Annotated in this window: 17 protein-coding genes; 7 read left to right on the top strand and 10 right to left on the bottom strand. The window is 71.2% G+C overall.

What is annotated here, in order from left to right; all coding sequences use genetic code 11:
• Positions 1 to 135: 135 nt before the first annotated feature.
• The gene (locus tag FV218_RS18785; RefSeq protein WP_147711078.1) at positions 136 to 1,218 is read left to right on the top strand and encodes a glycosyltransferase family 61 protein; all 1,083 of its coding nucleotides are present in this window, start codon (positions 136 to 138) and stop codon (positions 1,216 to 1,218) included.
• A gap of 2 nt (positions 1,219 to 1,220) precedes the next feature.
• Here FV218_RS18785 and FV218_RS18780 read toward each other — a convergent pair whose 3' ends face one another.
• On the bottom strand, positions 1,221 to 2,258 hold the full coding sequence (locus tag FV218_RS18780; protein ID WP_056093548.1) for a KpsF/GutQ family sugar-phosphate isomerase: 1,038 nt from the start codon (positions 2,256 to 2,258) through the stop codon (positions 1,221 to 1,223).
• A 262-nt stretch (positions 2,259 to 2,520) separates the two neighbouring features.
• On the opposite strand from FV218_RS18780, the gene FV218_RS18775 reads away from it, so the two are divergent.
• Entirely contained in the window at positions 2,521 to 4,230 is a 1,710-nt protein-coding gene (locus FV218_RS18775) for an outer membrane beta-barrel protein (protein ID WP_147711077.1), read from the top strand.
• Positions 4,231 to 4,284: 54 nt separating this feature from the next.
• On the opposite strand, the gene FV218_RS18770 is transcribed toward FV218_RS18775, so the two are convergent.
• The 6 genes from FV218_RS18770 to FV218_RS18745 form a co-directional block, all read right to left on the bottom strand.
• Positions 4,285 to 4,881 carry an AprI/Inh family metalloprotease inhibitor gene (locus FV218_RS18770; RefSeq protein WP_056093552.1) on the bottom strand — a complete coding sequence of 199 codons (597 nt, stop codon included), beginning with the start codon at positions 4,879 to 4,881 and terminating at the stop codon, positions 4,285 to 4,287.
• A gap of 167 nt (positions 4,882 to 5,048) precedes the next feature.
• Complete coding sequence (locus FV218_RS18765) at positions 5,049 to 6,296, bottom strand: cytochrome P450 (RefSeq protein WP_147711076.1); 1,248 nt, start codon at positions 6,294 to 6,296, stop codon at positions 5,049 to 5,051.
• Positions 6,293 to 7,603: an FAD-dependent oxidoreductase gene (locus FV218_RS18760; protein ID WP_147711075.1), complete on the bottom strand. Its 1,311-nt coding sequence runs from the start codon at positions 7,601 to 7,603 to the stop codon at positions 6,293 to 6,295. Before FV218_RS18760 ends, FV218_RS18765 begins: the two co-directional genes overlap by 4 nt.
• Complete coding sequence (locus FV218_RS18755) at positions 7,600 to 7,806, bottom strand: ferredoxin (RefSeq protein ID WP_246685179.1); 207 nt, start codon at positions 7,804 to 7,806, stop codon at positions 7,600 to 7,602. Before FV218_RS18755 ends, FV218_RS18760 begins: the two co-directional genes overlap by 4 nt.
• A 117-nt stretch (positions 7,807 to 7,923) precedes the next feature.
• A complete protein-coding gene (locus FV218_RS18750; RefSeq protein ID WP_147711073.1) occupies positions 7,924 to 8,412 on the bottom strand; it encodes an N-acetyltransferase in 489 nt (162 codons plus the stop codon).
• Positions 8,409 to 9,167, bottom strand: coding sequence for a DUF3750 domain-containing protein (locus FV218_RS18745; RefSeq protein ID WP_147711072.1), 759 nt, complete (start codon positions 9,165 to 9,167; stop codon positions 8,409 to 8,411). The genes FV218_RS18750 and FV218_RS18745 overlap by 4 nt, the downstream gene beginning before the upstream one ends.
• Before the next feature lie 235 nt (positions 9,168 to 9,402).
• Between FV218_RS18745 and FV218_RS18740 the strand changes: the two genes are divergently transcribed.
• The 3 genes from FV218_RS18740 to FV218_RS18730 all read left to right on the top strand — a co-directional run bounded on the left by FV218_RS18740 (position 9,403) and on the right by FV218_RS18730 (position 12,487).
• Positions 9,403 to 11,481, top strand: coding sequence for a TonB-dependent receptor (locus FV218_RS18740; RefSeq protein WP_246685178.1), 2,079 nt, complete (start codon positions 9,403 to 9,405; stop codon positions 11,479 to 11,481).
• A gap of 104 nt (positions 11,482 to 11,585) precedes the next feature.
• Entirely contained in the window at positions 11,586 to 11,858 is a 273-nt protein-coding gene (locus FV218_RS18735) for a hypothetical protein (protein ID WP_056093571.1), read from the top strand.
• 14 nt (positions 11,859 to 11,872) lie between these two features.
• Positions 11,873 to 12,487, top strand: coding sequence for a zeta toxin family protein (locus FV218_RS18730; protein ID WP_147711070.1), 615 nt, complete (start codon positions 11,873 to 11,875; stop codon positions 12,485 to 12,487).
• A 73-nt stretch (positions 12,488 to 12,560) separates the two neighbouring features.
• Here the strand turns inward: FV218_RS18730 and FV218_RS18725 are convergent, their stop codons facing one another.
• Positions 12,561 to 13,010 carry a hypothetical protein gene (locus tag FV218_RS18725; protein ID WP_056093577.1) on the bottom strand — a complete coding sequence of 150 codons (450 nt, stop codon included), beginning with the start codon at positions 13,008 to 13,010 and terminating at the stop codon, positions 12,561 to 12,563.
• A 238-nt stretch (positions 13,011 to 13,248) separates the two neighbouring features.
• Between FV218_RS18725 and FV218_RS18720 the strand changes: the two genes are divergently transcribed.
• The gene (locus FV218_RS18720) at positions 13,249 to 14,424 is read left to right on the top strand and encodes a VWA domain-containing protein (RefSeq protein WP_056093579.1); all 1,176 of its coding nucleotides are present in this window, start codon (positions 13,249 to 13,251) and stop codon (positions 14,422 to 14,424) included.
• Positions 14,421 to 14,894: a VOC family protein gene (locus tag FV218_RS18715; protein WP_056093582.1), complete on the top strand. Its 474-nt coding sequence runs from the start codon at positions 14,421 to 14,423 to the stop codon at positions 14,892 to 14,894. The genes FV218_RS18720 and FV218_RS18715 overlap by 4 nt, the downstream gene beginning before the upstream one ends.
• Here FV218_RS18715 and FV218_RS18710 read toward each other — a convergent pair.
• Both FV218_RS18710 and FV218_RS18705 read right to left on the bottom strand, forming a co-directional pair.
• A complete protein-coding gene (locus FV218_RS18710) occupies positions 14,863 to 15,183 on the bottom strand; it encodes a 2Fe-2S iron-sulfur cluster-binding protein (protein ID WP_056093584.1) in 321 nt (106 codons plus the stop codon). The two genes, FV218_RS18715 and FV218_RS18710, sit on opposite strands and share 32 nt — an antisense overlap.
• 196 nt (positions 15,184 to 15,379) lie before the next feature.
• Positions 15,380 to 15,682: an Hpt domain-containing protein gene (locus tag FV218_RS18705; protein WP_147711079.1), complete on the bottom strand. Its 303-nt coding sequence runs from the start codon at positions 15,680 to 15,682 to the stop codon at positions 15,380 to 15,382.
• Between the last annotated feature and the right edge of the window lie 7 nt (positions 15,683 to 15,689).

Raw genomic sequence — 15,689 nt, 5'->3', positions numbered from 1 at the left:
GGGGGCGGGATGGCGTGGACGGCATGACCGGACTATACGACCGCCGTCACGTCGCCGGAAGGCGAGGGGCCGGGGTCCGTTCGCGTCATCCCGTCCGCAACGGAATCGGGCCTGCCCCGGGGAACGAGCCGTGTCGTGACCGATCTTCTGGAGCGCTGCCGGGTGGTGTGGGGGCGGACCGACCGCATCGCCGCCCCGCCGGCCCTTCGCGTGGTGACCGACGCGGTCTACCGGCCCGCGACGGACACCGCGCCCTGGTCCGTGACCGGGCCGGACGGCACGCACTTGGACGGCACGCACCCCGACGGCAATCCCCCGAACGTCGCCGCTGTCGACCCGGTGGCGGGTGCGGAGCCGGTCCCGCACCTCTACCTCGGGCCCCTGGCACCCCATTACGGGCATTTTCTCGTCGGTACGCTGGGGCGCCTGTGGCCCCTCCTCGACTGGCACGGCCCGCCGCCGCGTCTGCTCTACCGGGGCGACGCCGAGCCCGCCGCCCTGCCCTTCCTCGCCCCGGTCCTGTCGGCCTTCGGCCTGACGCCGCGCGACCTGGTACGGTTCGACCGTCCGACCCGGATTGCGTACCTCCTGCTGCCGGAGCCGAGCCTCGTGGAGCAGGCCTCCGCCCACGCCGTCCATGCCGACCTGGTGCGGACCATCGGACGCCCGTTCTGGTCGGGCGTGACCGTCGATGGCATCGAACGCCCGGCCTACCTGTCGAAGACGCGTCTCGCCTCCGGCATCTCGCGCCTGCGCAACGAACCGGACCTCGAAGCGGCGCTCGCCCGGCGCGGGGTCGATATCCTCCATCCGGAGGCCCTCGAACTGCCGGATCTGGTGCGGCTGTTCTCGGAGCGCCGGGTGGTGATGGGCACGACCGGATCGGCCTTCCACACCGCGGCCTTCGCCGCGCCCGGCCGGCGCATCCTCGGCCTCAACTGGGCGCCGCACCTCAACGCGAACTTCCCCCTGCTGGACGGCCTCAACGGCACGCGGGGGCGCTACTATCACCCGGCCGGGAGCGAGGCCGGGCCCGACGACGGCTTCCATTTCGGCTGGTCCGTGCCCGATCCCGAGGGGGTGGCGGAGGAACTGGTGCGTCGGGCCGCGGAGTTCGACGCTCTCGAAGCCTACGACGCCAAGCGGGACGCCGCACGGCGCCGGGCCGAGCGCGGGCCGCTCACGGCCCGGATCGGGCGCTGGCTCGGCCGCCCCTGACGTCAGGCGACGCCGGACCGCAGGAGGTCGTGGTAGTGGACGAGGCCCACGGGACGGCCGTCCTCGATCACCACCAGGGTGGTGATCTTCATGGATTCCTGGATTTCCAGGGCCTTCGCCAGCAGCGTTTCCGGCACCACCGTGCGCGGGGTGCCGCTCATCAGGGCCTCGACGGCGAGGCTGTCGAGGTCGCTGCGGAAGACGTTGCGGCGGAGATCCCCGTCGGTGACGATGCCGGCGAGGCGTCCGTCCGCCTCCACCACCAGCACGGAGCCGAAGCCCTTGGCGTCGATCTCGCGGATGGCTTCGCGCATGGGCGTGCCGCGCGCGACCACGGGCAGGCGCTCGCCCGTGTGCATCACCTCGCGCACCTGACGCAGGGACGCGCCGAGGCGGCCGCCCGGATGGTAGATGCCGAATTCCCGGGCCGAGAAACCGCGCGCTTCGAGGAGTGCGACGGCGAGGGCGTCGCCCAGCGCCAGCTGCATCGCCGTCGAGGTGGTGGGGGCGAGGCCGTTGGGACAGGCCTCGCGGGCTTTCGGCAGGGTCAGGCAGACATCCGCCTCCCGTCCCAGGGTCGAGCCCGGATTGGCCGTGATGGCGATGAGGCCGACGCGGTAGCGGCGGGCGTAGCCGATGATGTCGGCGAGCTCCGTGGTCTCGCCCGACCACGACAGCGCCACCACCACGTCCTCGGGCTGGATCATGCCGAGGTCGCCGTGGCTCGCCTCCGCCGGGTGGACGTAGAGGGCCGGGGTCCCCGTGGAGGCGAAGGTGGCGGCGATCTTGCGGCCGATATGGCCCGACTTGCCCATGCCGGTGAGGATCGCCCGGCCCCGGGCGCGGCTGAGATGCGCCACGGCCGCCGTGAAGGCCGCGCCGAGGTCGTTCCCCCCGACACCGCTGGCGATGGCGTCCATGAGGCAGGCGAGGCCGTCCCGCTCGGTTCCGATGGTGCGCAGGGCCGAGGCGACGGCCGGTGTCGGGTCGGAGGCCGTGTCGCGTGCCGCGACGCCCAGGGCCGTGTTCGCTGGAGCCATTCCGCCCCGTCTCCTCGTATGAAGTCGCGCCCGATCGAGCCCGTGTGGAGGGCTCATGACGCGGGCGATGGTGCGCCTATGGCGCCGGAATGTGGTCGCACGGCGGCCCCGCTCGGTCGGGCCCGCAAGTCCGTTGACGGCGCATTAACCCTGCCGGTTGTAGCGCTCTTAACCATGATCCGCCGCCCGCCGGGCGGTTCGTTCCTCGAGTCCGGGGCGCCCACGGCGCCGCGCCTCCCCTGCGAAGGACAACAGGTCCGTGATGCGTGTGCGGCCGACGGGCGAGTGGCGGAACCGAAGCCTCGGCGGCCTCACCCTGACGGCCGTCCTCCTCCTGCCGGGCGCCGCCGACGCGCAGGTGTCGTTCCAAAGCCAGCGCAGCCAGGCCCCGAGTTTCGGCACCACCGCCCAGGCCGATCCCCTCGCCGACGCGACGGGCGGCGACACCGCGCCGTCGCGCGTCACGGGGAACGGCGCCACGGATACGGGAGCGGGCCTGCCCGCGAGCGGCGACACGTCCGGCGGCGAATCGGGGGCCGGGGCCAGGGCGCCGACCCGCGCGGTCATGGCGTTGCGGACCTCGAGCGCCCCCAACAACCGCGCCCTCGGCCCGATCCTGCGGCGGCGGGCGGCGCCGCTCCGCCGCTCCGGGTCGCCCACGATCCGGGCCACGCGCCAGATCACCCAGGCCTCGCCCACCGACCTGCGGCTGACGCCGATCGTCCGCAGTGCCGTGATCGGCGTCCCCGGGCCACCCCTGCTGCCGCTCGCCGGCATCCAGACCACGGGGTTCCTGTTCGGCGGCGGCCTGCGCCAGCCCCTGTCCATCGATCAGGCCTACGCGCCCCTCGGGATCAAGGTCGGGACCTTCACCTTCCTGCCGAGCTTCCAGCAGAGCATCGGCTACGACACCAATCCGGAGCAGATCACCCGTGTGGCGGCCAAGCCGTCGATGGTCCTGCGCACGGAAGCGGATCTGGCCTTCCGCAGCGACTGGTCGGCGAGCGAGCTCAGCGGCGAGCTGCGGGGGGCCTATCTCGACTACCCCGACAACCAGGCGGCGAGCCGTCCCAATGGCGCCGGCGTCACCCGCCTCCGGATCGACGCCAACCGCGACACCCGCATCGATGTCGAGGGCCGTTTCGCCGTCGACACCCAACGCACCGGCACCCCCGACCTCAATGTCGGGGCGGCGACGCGCCCCCTCGTCATGAGCTACGGCACCACCGTGGGCGTCACGCAGGTGTTCAACCGCCTCCAGCTCTCCCTGCGCGGCCTCCTCGACCGTTCGCAGTTCGAGGATGCGCGCCTCGGCGACGGAACCGTGATCGCCCAGGGCGACCGCAACCTGAACCAGTACGGCCTGCAGCTGCGGGCCGGCTACGAGGTTTCGCCGAACATCGTGCCGTTCGTCGATGTCCTGGCCGATACGCGCGTCTACGACGTGCGCGTCGATTCATCCGGCATCCGGCGCGATTCCGACGGACTGACCCTATCGGCGGGGGCCACCATCGCGTTGACCCGGTTCGTCTCGGGCGAGGTCTCGGCCGGCCTGCAGCACCGCACCTACAACGACCCGACCCTGCGCGACCTCACGGCCCCGGTGATGAGCGCGTCCCTCATCTGGACCGCGAGCCCCCTCACCACGGTCCGCCTCAACGCCACGGCGGGTGTCGTCGAGACGTCCGTGCCGGGCTCCAGCGGTGTCCTGACCCAGGCCGTCACCCTGGAGGCCCAGCACGACCTCCTGCGCAACCTCTCGCTCATCGGCGGGATCACCTACGTCACCAGCGACTACGACCGGGTAAACATCTCCGAGCGCGGGTTCTCCGCGACGGCCCGCCTCGACTATCGCTTCAACCGCTGGCTCTCCGTGCGCGGCAGCTACATCTACCAGCAGGTCGACAGCTCCGTCGCCACGGCGAGCTTCCGCTCCAACACCTGGCTGCTCGGCCTGCGGGTCAGTCCCTGACGCATCCTCCGCCGAGGCCGGTTCGGCGAGCGAAGATGCGCGCGGTCCCTCCCCTCAGCGCACCATCGCCAGGGACGCGCCGGACTTGGACAGCGCGCCGTCGAGGGCGCCGCCGCCCTGGCGCAGGCGGGCCGTGACGGTGCCGCCGGGCTGGTAGAGGTAGACTTCGCCGTCGCGGTAATCCCAGGCCGTGACCTTGGCGAGGTCCTTGTTCGGGCAGGCGGCGGCATTGGCCTTGTACAGGTCGAGGGCCGGCGCGCTCGACAGGGCGACGCGGCAGGTCGCGCCGGTGGCGTCCTTGGCCGTCCAGCTGCCGACCACGGAGGAGCGGCCGGAGGCCACGACCACGGGGGGCGGGGCCGGCGGGGCGATGGCCGCGACGCTCGGCTCGGGGGCGATGACGGGGGTCGCCGGGGCGACGGCGACATCGGCCCCGATCGGCGCGTCCACGGGCGCGGCAGCGACGCCCGGCGGGGGCGCCAGGGGTGCCGAGGTGATGGGGGCCGAGGGCATGGCCGGCACCACATCGAGGGCCGCCTGGGGACCGGGGCCACGGCCGCGGACGGGACCGTCGAGACGCGACGAGGCGCAGGCGCCCAGGCCGGCGGCGAGCGCGAGGAGGGCGACGGTCGTCAGCAGCGGACGCGGCATCTGTGGCAAATCCCGAACACGTCGGGGTCGTGGGCACGACCCTCGTGCGGGCTGCCTCACCGCCAAATGCGATGGCCGCAAGGCAGGGCCGGCCGCGTCCTGGGGATTCCCGTGCGGGCCGGCGACTTTGCGCTCCGGTGTGGCCGGAACGCCGCAAGCCGGCCGGATCAGGCCCTGCGGATGCCGTCGACGGACAGGCGCAGGTGCTTGGGGCCGCGCAGGGCCGAACCGGGCCGATACGGCGGCGGATCGGCCTGGAGACGCGGGTTGTCGAGGCGCCGGGCGAGGGCGGTCAGGGCCACCTCCGCCTCGAACCGGGCGAGGGGCGCACCGACGCAGTAATGCAGGCCGCCGCCGAAGCCGAGGTGGCGGATGCCGCCCCGGTCTGGATCGAAGCGGTCGGGGTTCGTGAACACCGCCGGGTCGCGGTTGCCGGAGGCCAGGAGCAGGATCACGTCCGCGCCTTCGGGAATCGTGACGTCGCCCATGGGGATATCCGCCAGCGCCCGGCGGGTGCGGAACTGGACCGGGGGATCGTAGCGCTGCACCTCTTCGATGAGGCGCGGCGCCCGGGCCGGATCGTCGCGCAGGCGGGCGAACTCCTCCGGGTGGCGCATGAGCGCCAGCATGGCGTTGGCGATGAGGTTCACGGTGGTCTCGTGGCCGGCCACCAGCATCAGGATCGAGGTGGCGATGAGGTCGTAGTCGCCCATGCGCGGGATACCCGGCACGCCGTCCACGGCCAGCCCCGACAGCATGTCGTCCTTGGGGTGCCGACGCTTCTCCTTGATGAGACCGGTCATGTATTCGGAGATGGTCTCGAAGGTCCGGCTGTTCTCCGATCGCTTCTCGGTGTCCGCCATGGTGTCGGGTTCTAGGGCGGTGGCGAGCTGCGTCGCCCAGCCGTGGAACTGCGGCTCGTCCTCCGTCGGAATGCCGAGCAGCTCGCAGATGATGGTCACGGGAAGCGGATAGGCGAGGTCGTCAACGATATCGAAGCTCGTCGAACCGGCGTGCTTGTCCAGGATCTCGTCCACGAGGACGTGCGAGCGCTCGCGGAGTACCTGAACACGCTCTTGCGTGAACTCGTGCATCACCGCCTTGCGCAGGGCGTCGTGATCGGGCGGATCACGAAAAATGAACGGCCGGTGGGTGTCGGTGATCCGGTCGCGGATCGGCTTCACGATCCAGTCCGAGATCGGGTTGCCGGTCTTCGGACGGTCGGCCGGCGGCAGGGTCTCGGAGCTGATGCGCGGGTCGTGCAGCAGGCTGCCGATCGCCGCGTGCGTCGCGGCGACGTAGGTGCCGTCGGACTGGCGGGACACGGGCGTCTGGCGCAGGCGGGCGAAGAGGGGATACGGATCGACGCGGTTGGCCTCGTCCTTGACCTGCTCGAACAGGGTCGCGTCGCTCATCGCTCGTCCTCTTTCGGAAACCCGGGCGGCAGCACCGTCAGGCGGCCCTGGTCCACGGCGCCCCGGATCGGCGGGAACGGCGCGCCCGCCGCCACCATCGCGGCATAGGCCGGCAGCCAGCGCACGGAATCGAACGAGACGGCGGCGACGCAGCGGCCGGCACGGCCGTAGAGGGCGAGGAACCGCCCGGTCTTCGGATCGCCCTGGGCGATGACCAGAGCGTCGGCGCCCTCCGTCAGGCCCATCATCTTGAGGGTGATCCCACCCTGTGACGACCAGAACGCCGGCACCTCGGCATAGGCCGGCCCGGTGGCATGCCCGGCGAGCAGGCGCCCCGCATGGGCGCCCTGCGCCACCGCGTGGCCCCAATGCTCCAGGGCGACGCGACGTCCGTCGTAGAGGGGATGGGGAAACCGCGCCACGTCGCCGGCGGCCGCGATGGTTCGGTCGGGGCGCCCGTCCGTGTCGAGGACGTGACCGTCCGCGTCGCACTCGACGCCGCCGTCGTCGAAGGCGAGGCCGGAACCGTCGAGCCAATCGGTGTTGCGGACCGCGCCGAGGGCGACGACCACGCACGTCGTCGCGATGGTGCGTCTGTCCGCGAGGCGGGCGCGCACCACGTGGCCGGTGCCGTCATCCTCGAGGGCGTCGACCTTGGCGCCGAAGCGCAGGTCGACGCCGCGTGCCGCGTGCAGGGCCGCGACGACGGAGCCGAGATGGCTGCCGAGCACCCGTTCGAGCACCGTCGAACCGCTCTCGACCAGGGTGACGGGCAGATCGAGATCGCGGCAGGCGGCGGCGACCTCGCAGCCGATGAAGCCGCCACCGATGACGAGCACCCGGCCGGGCTTGGTCGCCAGCGACGCCCGCAGGGCCGCCGCATCGTCGCGACTTCGCAGGGTGTGGACGCCCCCGAGCCGGCCCTCGGCCGCATCCGGCCAGGGCCGCGCCCGCGCGCCGGTGGCGATGAGAAGGCGATCGTAGGCGATGCGCTCGCCGCTCTCCAGGATCACGGCCCGTCCGGACCGGTCGAGACCGGCGGCGGCCGAGCCGAGGCGCCACTCCGCATCGAGGGGTTCGAGGTTCGGCAGGGTTGTGGCCCCGGGTGCGACGCCGCCGGTCAGGACCTGCTTCGACAGGGGCGGCCGGTCGTAGGGCCGGTGCGGCTCCGCGCCGACGACAGTGATGCGACCGGTGAAACCGGCCTTGCGGGCGGCTTCGGCACCGCGCAGGCCGGCGAGCGAGGCGCCGACGACGACGAGGTGGTCGTGAGCGGGGCGGCCATGAGAGGGATGGTCCTGGCTCACGGCCGTCCGCTTCCCGCATCCTCGACCAGGATCGCCTGGACCGGACACGCGACGCGGGCGCGCTCGATGGCGTCGCGCGCCGCCGCCGTCGGGGCGGGATCGTAGTGCAGCGCCTCGGCCCCGTGCAGGACGAAATGGTCCGGCGCCGCGTAGCAGCACTGGGCATAGGCCTGGCAGCGGTTGAGATCGACGGAGACCCGCAACCCGCCGGCGGCGCGCGAAAAATCGGGGCTCGGCGATGGGCCGATGCGGTCGGGGTTCGGGTCAGGCATGGAGGCGGAATGTCCGCGGGGTCCCGGCGGTTCCGCACCGCACGCGCGTCACAGGGTCCGGTGCATCACCAGGGCATCGACGAAACTGTGGATTGGATGGCGGAAGGCCCCCGGCAGGCGCCCGACAACCGCGAATCCGAGGCGCTGCCACAGGGCGACGGCGCGGGTATTGGTGGACACGACGAAGTTGAACTGCATGGCGGCGAATCCCGCATCCCGGGCAGTGTCCAGGGCGTGCCGGCCCATGGCTCCGGCGATGCCGCGTCCACCCGCATCCGGATGGGTCATGAACCCGGCATTGGCGACATGGCCGCCGCCGCCGGGCTGGTTCGCCCGCAGCAGGGAGGTGCCCCGTACCACGCCCTCGCTCACGGCCACGAAGACACGGTTGCCCGGTGTGAACCAGTAGGCGAGCATGGCCGCGCGGGTGCCATCGCGGGGCAGCGCGTAGGTCTCGCCCGCGCGGATCGTCGGTTCGAGGACCGCCCACAGGGCGTCGTGATCCTCAGGCTCGGCGGGGCGAATCGTCAAAGTCATGCGGCGATCCCCGTCATGCCGATGCGGCCCCACCCGGGCAGCTTCACCGCCGGCCGGCGCAGGTCGATCCCGGCGACCAGACCGAGAAGATTGACCTCGATGCCCTCGACCCAGCCGAGGGTCACGCCGGCATAGCCGTAAAGGCCGATGCGAAGACCGGTCCCGCTCGGCGTGCGCTCGACGAACCGTCCGGGCGGCGTCCAGTCCTTGCCCAGGGCCGTGGGCGGGAGGGTCGTGGCGATGCCGGGGATGCGGGCCATCACGTGGGCCGCGAAGGTGTTGGAGTTCGGCCCCGGCCAGACCGTGTAGGAGCCGAGCGCCCGGTGCGGATAATCCGCCACCGCAGCCCGCACCGCCGGGATCGCCGCCTCGGCCGAGGCCCCGTCGAGGGTCAGGATGGTCTCGGGCGGGTTGCCGAACCACAGGCCGTCCGCCGCCCAACCGTCCGTCCGCACGGGCAGGCCCCATCCGACGACGTCGTAGCGGGTGTAGCGGGGGGCGCCGGCGGCCTTGACCACGATCCAGCTGTGGTGGGCGAAGATCCCGCGCCAGCGCCCGACCCGCGCCGCATAGACCCGGACGAGGGCCGGATCGTCCGGCTTCGGCCGCGCCAGGAGGCCGGCGCTCGACCAGCTCGGGGCCGCGTCGGCCCGGGCGAGCCACCACAGGGCGTGGGTCCCGAGGGGCAGGAGGAAGCCGAGCAGGACGAGGAGGGCGAGCCCGCGCAGGATCGCCAGGAGGGAGACGGACATCATCGGATCGGGACTTCGGCACGGCGGGCGGCGCCGGCAAGGCCCGCCGCCCCCGTGCCGGACCGATGCGCCTGCGCAACAGGGCCGCACCATTGACCGGCCGACCGGCCAAGGACCTTGTTACATTATCATGTTTGTCGGATGAAACATTATAACGTCTGTTGGGTGGGGTTCGACGATGCGCGTCGGTTTGGCGAAGGGACTGCTGGCGGGGACGGTCCTGGCCGGGGCCGGAGCGATGTCCGTGGGCGCGCGGGCGCAGGAGGCGGAGGCGACGCTGTCCGAGCTCAGCGTCACCTCGCCGAGTCCCATCGTGCCGTTGCGCGGAAGCGGCGTGGCGAGCGCCCCGGCCGCCGGCATCCTGCCGGTGGCCATCAACACCTTCTCGCCCGTCACCGTGGTCACCGCCGACCAGATCGCCCGTGAGCAGCCGCGCACCCTCGGCGACGCCCTCGCCGACCGTCCGGGCATCTCGGCCTCGACCTACGCGCCCGGCGCCGCGAGCCGTCCGATCATCCGCGGCCTCGACAACAGCCGGGTCCGCATCCAGGAGAACGGCGTCGGCATCCAGGACGTGTCGGAGCTCGGCGAGGACCACGGCGTCCCCATCAACCCGCTGGTCGCCAATCGCATCGAGGTGATCCGGGGACCGGCCTCCCTGCGCTTCGGCTCCCAGGCCATCGGCGGCGTGGTGAGCGCCGAGAACAACCGCGTGCCGACCTTCATCCCCGAGCGCGGCATCTCGGGTTCGGCCACCACGGGGTATTCCACCGTGGACAACGGCCGCCTCGGCGCCGTGACGGTGGATGCGGGCGCGGGCAACGTCGCGGTCCATGCCGACGGATTCAAGACGGCGGCCGACAGCTACGCCACGCCCCTCGGGATTCAGCGCAATTCGGCCAACGAGTCCCAGGGCGGTGCCGTCGGGATGTCGTTCATCGGCGACCGCGGCTTCGTCGGCCTGTCCTACAGCCACTACGACGCGCTCTATCAGATCCCCGGCGGGTCGGCGGCGGAGAACCGCACCCGCCTCGACTCGCGTCAGGATCGCCTGCTGGCCCGCGGCGAGTTCCGCCCCCTCGACGGGCCCATCGCGGCGATCCGGTTCTGGGCGGGCGGCTCGGTCTACCGCCACGACGAGACCGGGATCGGCGAGGACGGACAGGACGGCATCCGGGCCACGTTCAAGAACCGCGAGGCGGAGGCCCGCGTCGAGTTCCAGCACGTCCCGGTCTTCACGGCCCTCGGCACGCTGACGGGCGCCCTCGGCCTGCAGGCCGGCCGCCGCACCCTCGGCACCGCCGGTGAGGCGGGTGGTCTGCTGGCGCCGACGGATTCCCGCAGCAACGCCGTGTACCTCTTCGAAGAACTGGCGGTGGGAGGCGGCCTGCGCCTCCAGGCCGCCGGCCGCATCGAGGGGGACCGCTCCACCGGCACGGCGACGCTGTTTCCCGGCGACTTCCTACCCGTCGAGGGCGAGGACCCGCTCTCCTACGGCCGGCGCCGGCGGTTCGCCCCGAAGAGCATCAGCTTCGGCGCCCTGCAGGATCTGCCCAATGGTTTCGTCGCCAGCCTGAACGGCAGCTTCGTCGAGCGCGCGCCCACGGCCTTCGAGCTGTATTCGCGCGGCGCCCACGACGCGACGGAGACCTTCGAGATCGGCAACGCCGCCCTCAAGAAGGAGCGGGCCCGCACCATCGAGGCCAGCATCCGCCGGGCCGAGGGGCCGCTGCGCCTCGACGCCACCGGCTACTACACCCGCTACACCGGCTTCATCTTCAAGCGGGATACGGGTCTCCGGTGCGGCGACGATTTCGCTTCCTGCGGCAGCGACGACGAGTTGCAGCAGATCGTCTACTCGCAGCGCAACGCCACCTTCTACGGTGCCGAGATCGGCGCGCAGCTCGATCTTCTGCCCGTGGGCAACGGCTGGGCCGGCCTCGACGCGCAGTACGACTTCGTCCGCGCCCAGTTCGACGACGGCACCTTCGTGCCGCGCATCCCGCCTCACCGCGTCGGCGGCGGCCTGTTCGTCCGCGCCGACGGCTGGTTCGCCCGGGTGAACCTGCTCCATGCCTTCGCCCACACGGAGATCGCCCCCATCGAGACGGTGACCCCTGGCTTCGACGACCTGCGCGCCGAGGTCAGCTACACCAAGCCCCTCGACCCCGTGCTGTACGGCGCCTCCGAAGTGACCCTCGGCCTCCAGGGCCGCAACCTCCTGAACGACCAGATCCGCAACTCGGCCTCGTTCAAGAAGGACGAGATCCTCTTGCCGGGCCGCAACGTGCGGGTGTTCCTGACGGCGCGGTTCTGAGGGCGCGCCGGAGGCTGGAGGCATGCAGGCGATGCGACAGGCCCGTCGATGTAGGCGGCTGGCGGCTCCCTTCAAATCTGACTTGGACGTGCTACAGTCTCGCCATGACACGCGCGATCACCGATCTGTCCTGGCACGAACTGAGCGCCATCGCCGAGCATGCCGGTGCGGTCGCGATCGAAAAGGCACATGATGCCGGCCTATCGACCTATGGCCTTCTGGAAGGGCACGCGGTCATCGTGTCGCCGGCCCGGAAGATCCGCTCCCTCGAGCCGGCGGTCCTTGCCGCCGAAGACGCGGCGACTCGGACGAAGGACGCGGCTGCCGGCGCGACGGCTTCTCCGCCAGCCAAACCGTTGCAGAAGTCTCACGCCTGATCGACTGAGCCGGCGTGCCTCAGCCGTTCTTCATCATGGTGGCGGGGCCGAACGGGTCCGGCAAGACGACCCTCACGGATGAATTGCGGCGGCGCGAGATCGATCTCGGCGCCTACATCAATGCCGACGAGATTGCCGTCCGGTTGACGTCTGGATCGGACGACGAGCGGGCCTTGGCAGCCCAGGCGGAAGCCCTCGCCAGGGTCGAGGCCAGCCTTGCTGCCACGCTCAGCTTCACGTTCGAAACCGTCATGTCTCACGTGAGCAAAATCGACATGCTCCGGCGAGCGAGGGCGTCGGGCTTCGACACGCGCCTCTTCTTCGTGAGCACGGAGGATCCGGCGATCAATATCAGTCGCGTCAGGACGCGGGTGGAACTCGGTGGTCATGCGGTGCCGGAGCGGAAGATCATCGACCGGTATGACCGCACGATGCGCCAGTTGCGCGAGGCGGTTCGGAATACCGATTCCGGCGCCCTCTTCGATAACACCAGTCCGATCGCGGTCGAGGGCGAGATCACACAGCCTTTGCAGATGGTAGCTTCGTTTCGGAACGGCACGGCCGGCATCGAATGGACATCTTACGTCAAGACCCTTCCGTATTGGGTGATCAAGTACGCGTCTGACTGATGCAAGCCGGTCATCTCATGCGATCGATTGATCCGGACGTCTCCGCAGGCACGCGCGATGCGGCAGCTCCGCCTCAGAGCAGGCGCCCCTGGCCCTGGTCCGGCATCGTCGGCCGGCTCGCGAAGGCGTCGCGCGCGGGCGGTCGCGGGTCGGGCTCCATTTCGGCCAGCACGTCGGGCGCGTCGGTGTCGTGGGAGACGCTGCAGCGGTAGACGATCTCGTCCGGCGGACCGAGGCCGGTGTCGAGGGGGATCGCGACGGTGTCGTCGGAAAAGCGCCACTTGCGGGTGCCGCGGTCCCAGTAGAGCCAGACCGTCGTCGGATGGCCCTGCACGCCGAACACCGCCGCCTTCTTCGACAGGGCCTGGACCGTGCGGGGGGCGTACATGCCCTTGCGCCGGTAGGCCTCCTGATAGGCGGGCCCCTGCCGTTCGATGAAGGTGTTGCGCACGACCCGGATCGTCGCGCCGGGCTTGGCGAGGAACCGTTTGAAGTCGCTCAACGAGCGCAGGACGAGTGCCATGCCGGTCACCCTCAATGAAGTCGTCGATCGGTCGCTCCGACATCACGTCTGAACTTGTCGAAGAGCCTGCGGGGCAAGTGTTCGATTTCGATGACACCGCCGTCGACGCTCCCCAGGCGAAGGACGGGGATATCAACAGGAATCTCGGGTTATACCCAGGCCATGTCGGATCGCCCGGCATTCCCGCGGCCGTGGCCGGTCCCTTGACCCGGACCGCGTCGTGCCGCGTTGTCGGCCCATGCTGCTTCAGTTCTTCACCGCCCTGCGCGAGGCCAAGGTCCCCGTCACCCTGCGGGAATTCCTCACCCTTCTGGGGGCCCTCGACCGCGACCTCGCCGGCAAGCGCGTGGAGGAGTTCTACCTCCTCGCCCGCACGGCCCTGGTGAAGGACGAGCGCCACCTCGACCGGTTCGATCGGGTGTTCGGCACGGTCTTCAAAGGTCTCGAGACCGTGGGCGAGGCGACGGACCCCTCCGCGATCCCCGAGGAATGGCTGCGCAAACTCGCGGAAAAGTACCTTACCGACGCGGAGAAGGCGGAGCTGAAGGCCCTCGGCTGGGACAGGCTGTTCGAGACCCTGAAACAGCGCCTCGCCGAGCAGAAGGAGCGCCACCAGGGCGGCTCGAAGTGGATCGGCACCGGCGGCACCTCGCCGTTCGGCGCCTACGGCTACAACCCGGAAGGCATCCGCATCGGCCAGGACGGCAACCGCAATTTCCGCGCGGTGAAGGTGTGGGACAAGCGCGAATTCCGGGATCTCGACGACGGCGTCGAGCTCGGGACCCGCAACATGCGGGTGGCCCTGCGGCGCCTGCGCCGCTTCGCCCGCACGGGGGCGGCCGAGGAACTCGACCTCGACGGCACGATCCGGGAAACGGCCGCGAAGGGCTACCTCGACGTGAGGCTGCGGCCCGAGCGGCGCAACGCCGTGAAGGTGCTGCTCTTCCTGGATGTCGGCGGGTCGATGGACTGGCACATCGGTCTTGCCGAAGAGCTGTTCTCGGCGGCCCGGTCCGAGTTCAAGCACGTGGAGCACTACTACTTCCACAACTGCCCCTACGAGGCCGTGTGGAAGGACAATCGCCGCCGCCACGACGAGACCCTGCCCCTGCTGGAGGTGCTGCGGACCTACCCGTCGGACTATCGGGTGGTGATCGTCGGGGACGCCTCCATGAGCCCCTACGAGATCGCGACGCCGGGTGGCTCCGTGGAGCACTGGAACGAAGAATCCGGGGAGGTCTGGCTCGGACGCCTGCTGGAGCGGTTCCCGAAGGCGGTGTGGCTGAACCCCGTCTCCGCCGATCACTGGGGCTACACCCAGTCCATCGCCATGATCCGCCGGATCGTCGGCGGGCGGATGTATCCCCTCACCATCGAGGGCATCGACGCCGCCATGCGCGAACTGGTGCGATGAGCGGCGACCGTCTGCCCGCCGGCGGTTTCGCCGCCCTGGTGCCGGAGCTCGACGTGTTCGATCTCGATCGGAGTCTGGCGTTCTGGCGCGACGGACTCGGCTTCGCCGTGGCCTATGCCCGGCCCGAGGACGGCTTCGTCTACCTGGAGCAGGACGGCGTCCAGGTGATGCTCAACCGGGTCAACGGCAACTGGTCCGTCGGTCCCCTGGAGCCGCCGCTGGGCCGGGGGCTCAATCTGCAGATCACCGTCGCGACCCTCGAACCGGTGCTGGCGGCCCTCGCGGCCCTGGACTGGCCGCTGTTCCGCGACGTCCACGACGCCTGGTACCGCGTCGGCGCCGTGGCGGTCGGCGTCCGTCAGGTCCTGGTGCAGGACCCGGACGGTTATCTCGTCCGTTTCTGCGAGGCCCTGGGAACGCGTGCCCGCGACCCTGCCCTCACCCCTGGCGGGCCGGCGTCGTCACCGTGAGGCCGTCGAGCTCGGGCTTGATGCGGATCTGGCAGCACAGGCGCGAGGTCGTGCGCACATCCGAGGCGAAATCGAGCATGTCCTGCTCCATGTCCTCGGCCGGGCCGACGATGGCGGCCCACGCATCGTCGACGTAGACATGGCAGGTGGCGCAGGCGCAGGCGCCGCCGCATTCGGCATCGATCCCGGGGACGTTGTTGCGGATCGCCGCTTCCATCACGGTCGATCCCACGTCGGCGTCCACGGTCCGGGCCGTGCCGGCATGGTCGACGTAGGTGATCTTGGGCATCGATAAGGGCTCCGGGCTCGTACAACGGGTGTGTGGCCGGTTGTGCGGCGCGAGGTCTGCCTTGAAGGGGCAGGCCCCGGAAAGCAAGCGTTCGCCGCCGCGCGACGGGCATTCCTGCGCTGACGCCGGCAACCCATCCCTTACGCGGGACACGCCGCGCCGTTCCCTCCCGGCCACTGCGGCGGGTTCGCCCCGGTCACCCGTGCGGGATCGCCAGCAGGGTCGCGGCGACGGCGTGCGCCAGGGCGTCCGTGCCCGGCTCTCGGCCGGCGCGCAGGGTGTCCTCCACGGCGGCGCTCGCCGCCGCCACGGAGCCGGCGCCGACCCCGAGGGCCGAGCCCTTCAGGGTGTGGGCGAGGTCCGCCCGCTCGGCCGGGGGCAGGGCCGCATCGCGGATCCCCGGCAGGAGGCGCCGGCATTGACCGGCGAACAGCGCCAGGAGGTCGCGGGCCAGTTCCGCGTCGCCGAAGGTCTGCCGGGCGAGATGGTCGTGATCGATGGGGGGC

This window comes from Methylobacterium sp. WL69, assembly GCF_008039485.1.
In the GTDB taxonomy this organism is placed as follows: domain Bacteria; phylum Pseudomonadota; class Alphaproteobacteria; order Rhizobiales; family Beijerinckiaceae; genus Methylobacterium.
This window is presented reverse-complemented; position numbering and strand designations above follow the sequence as displayed.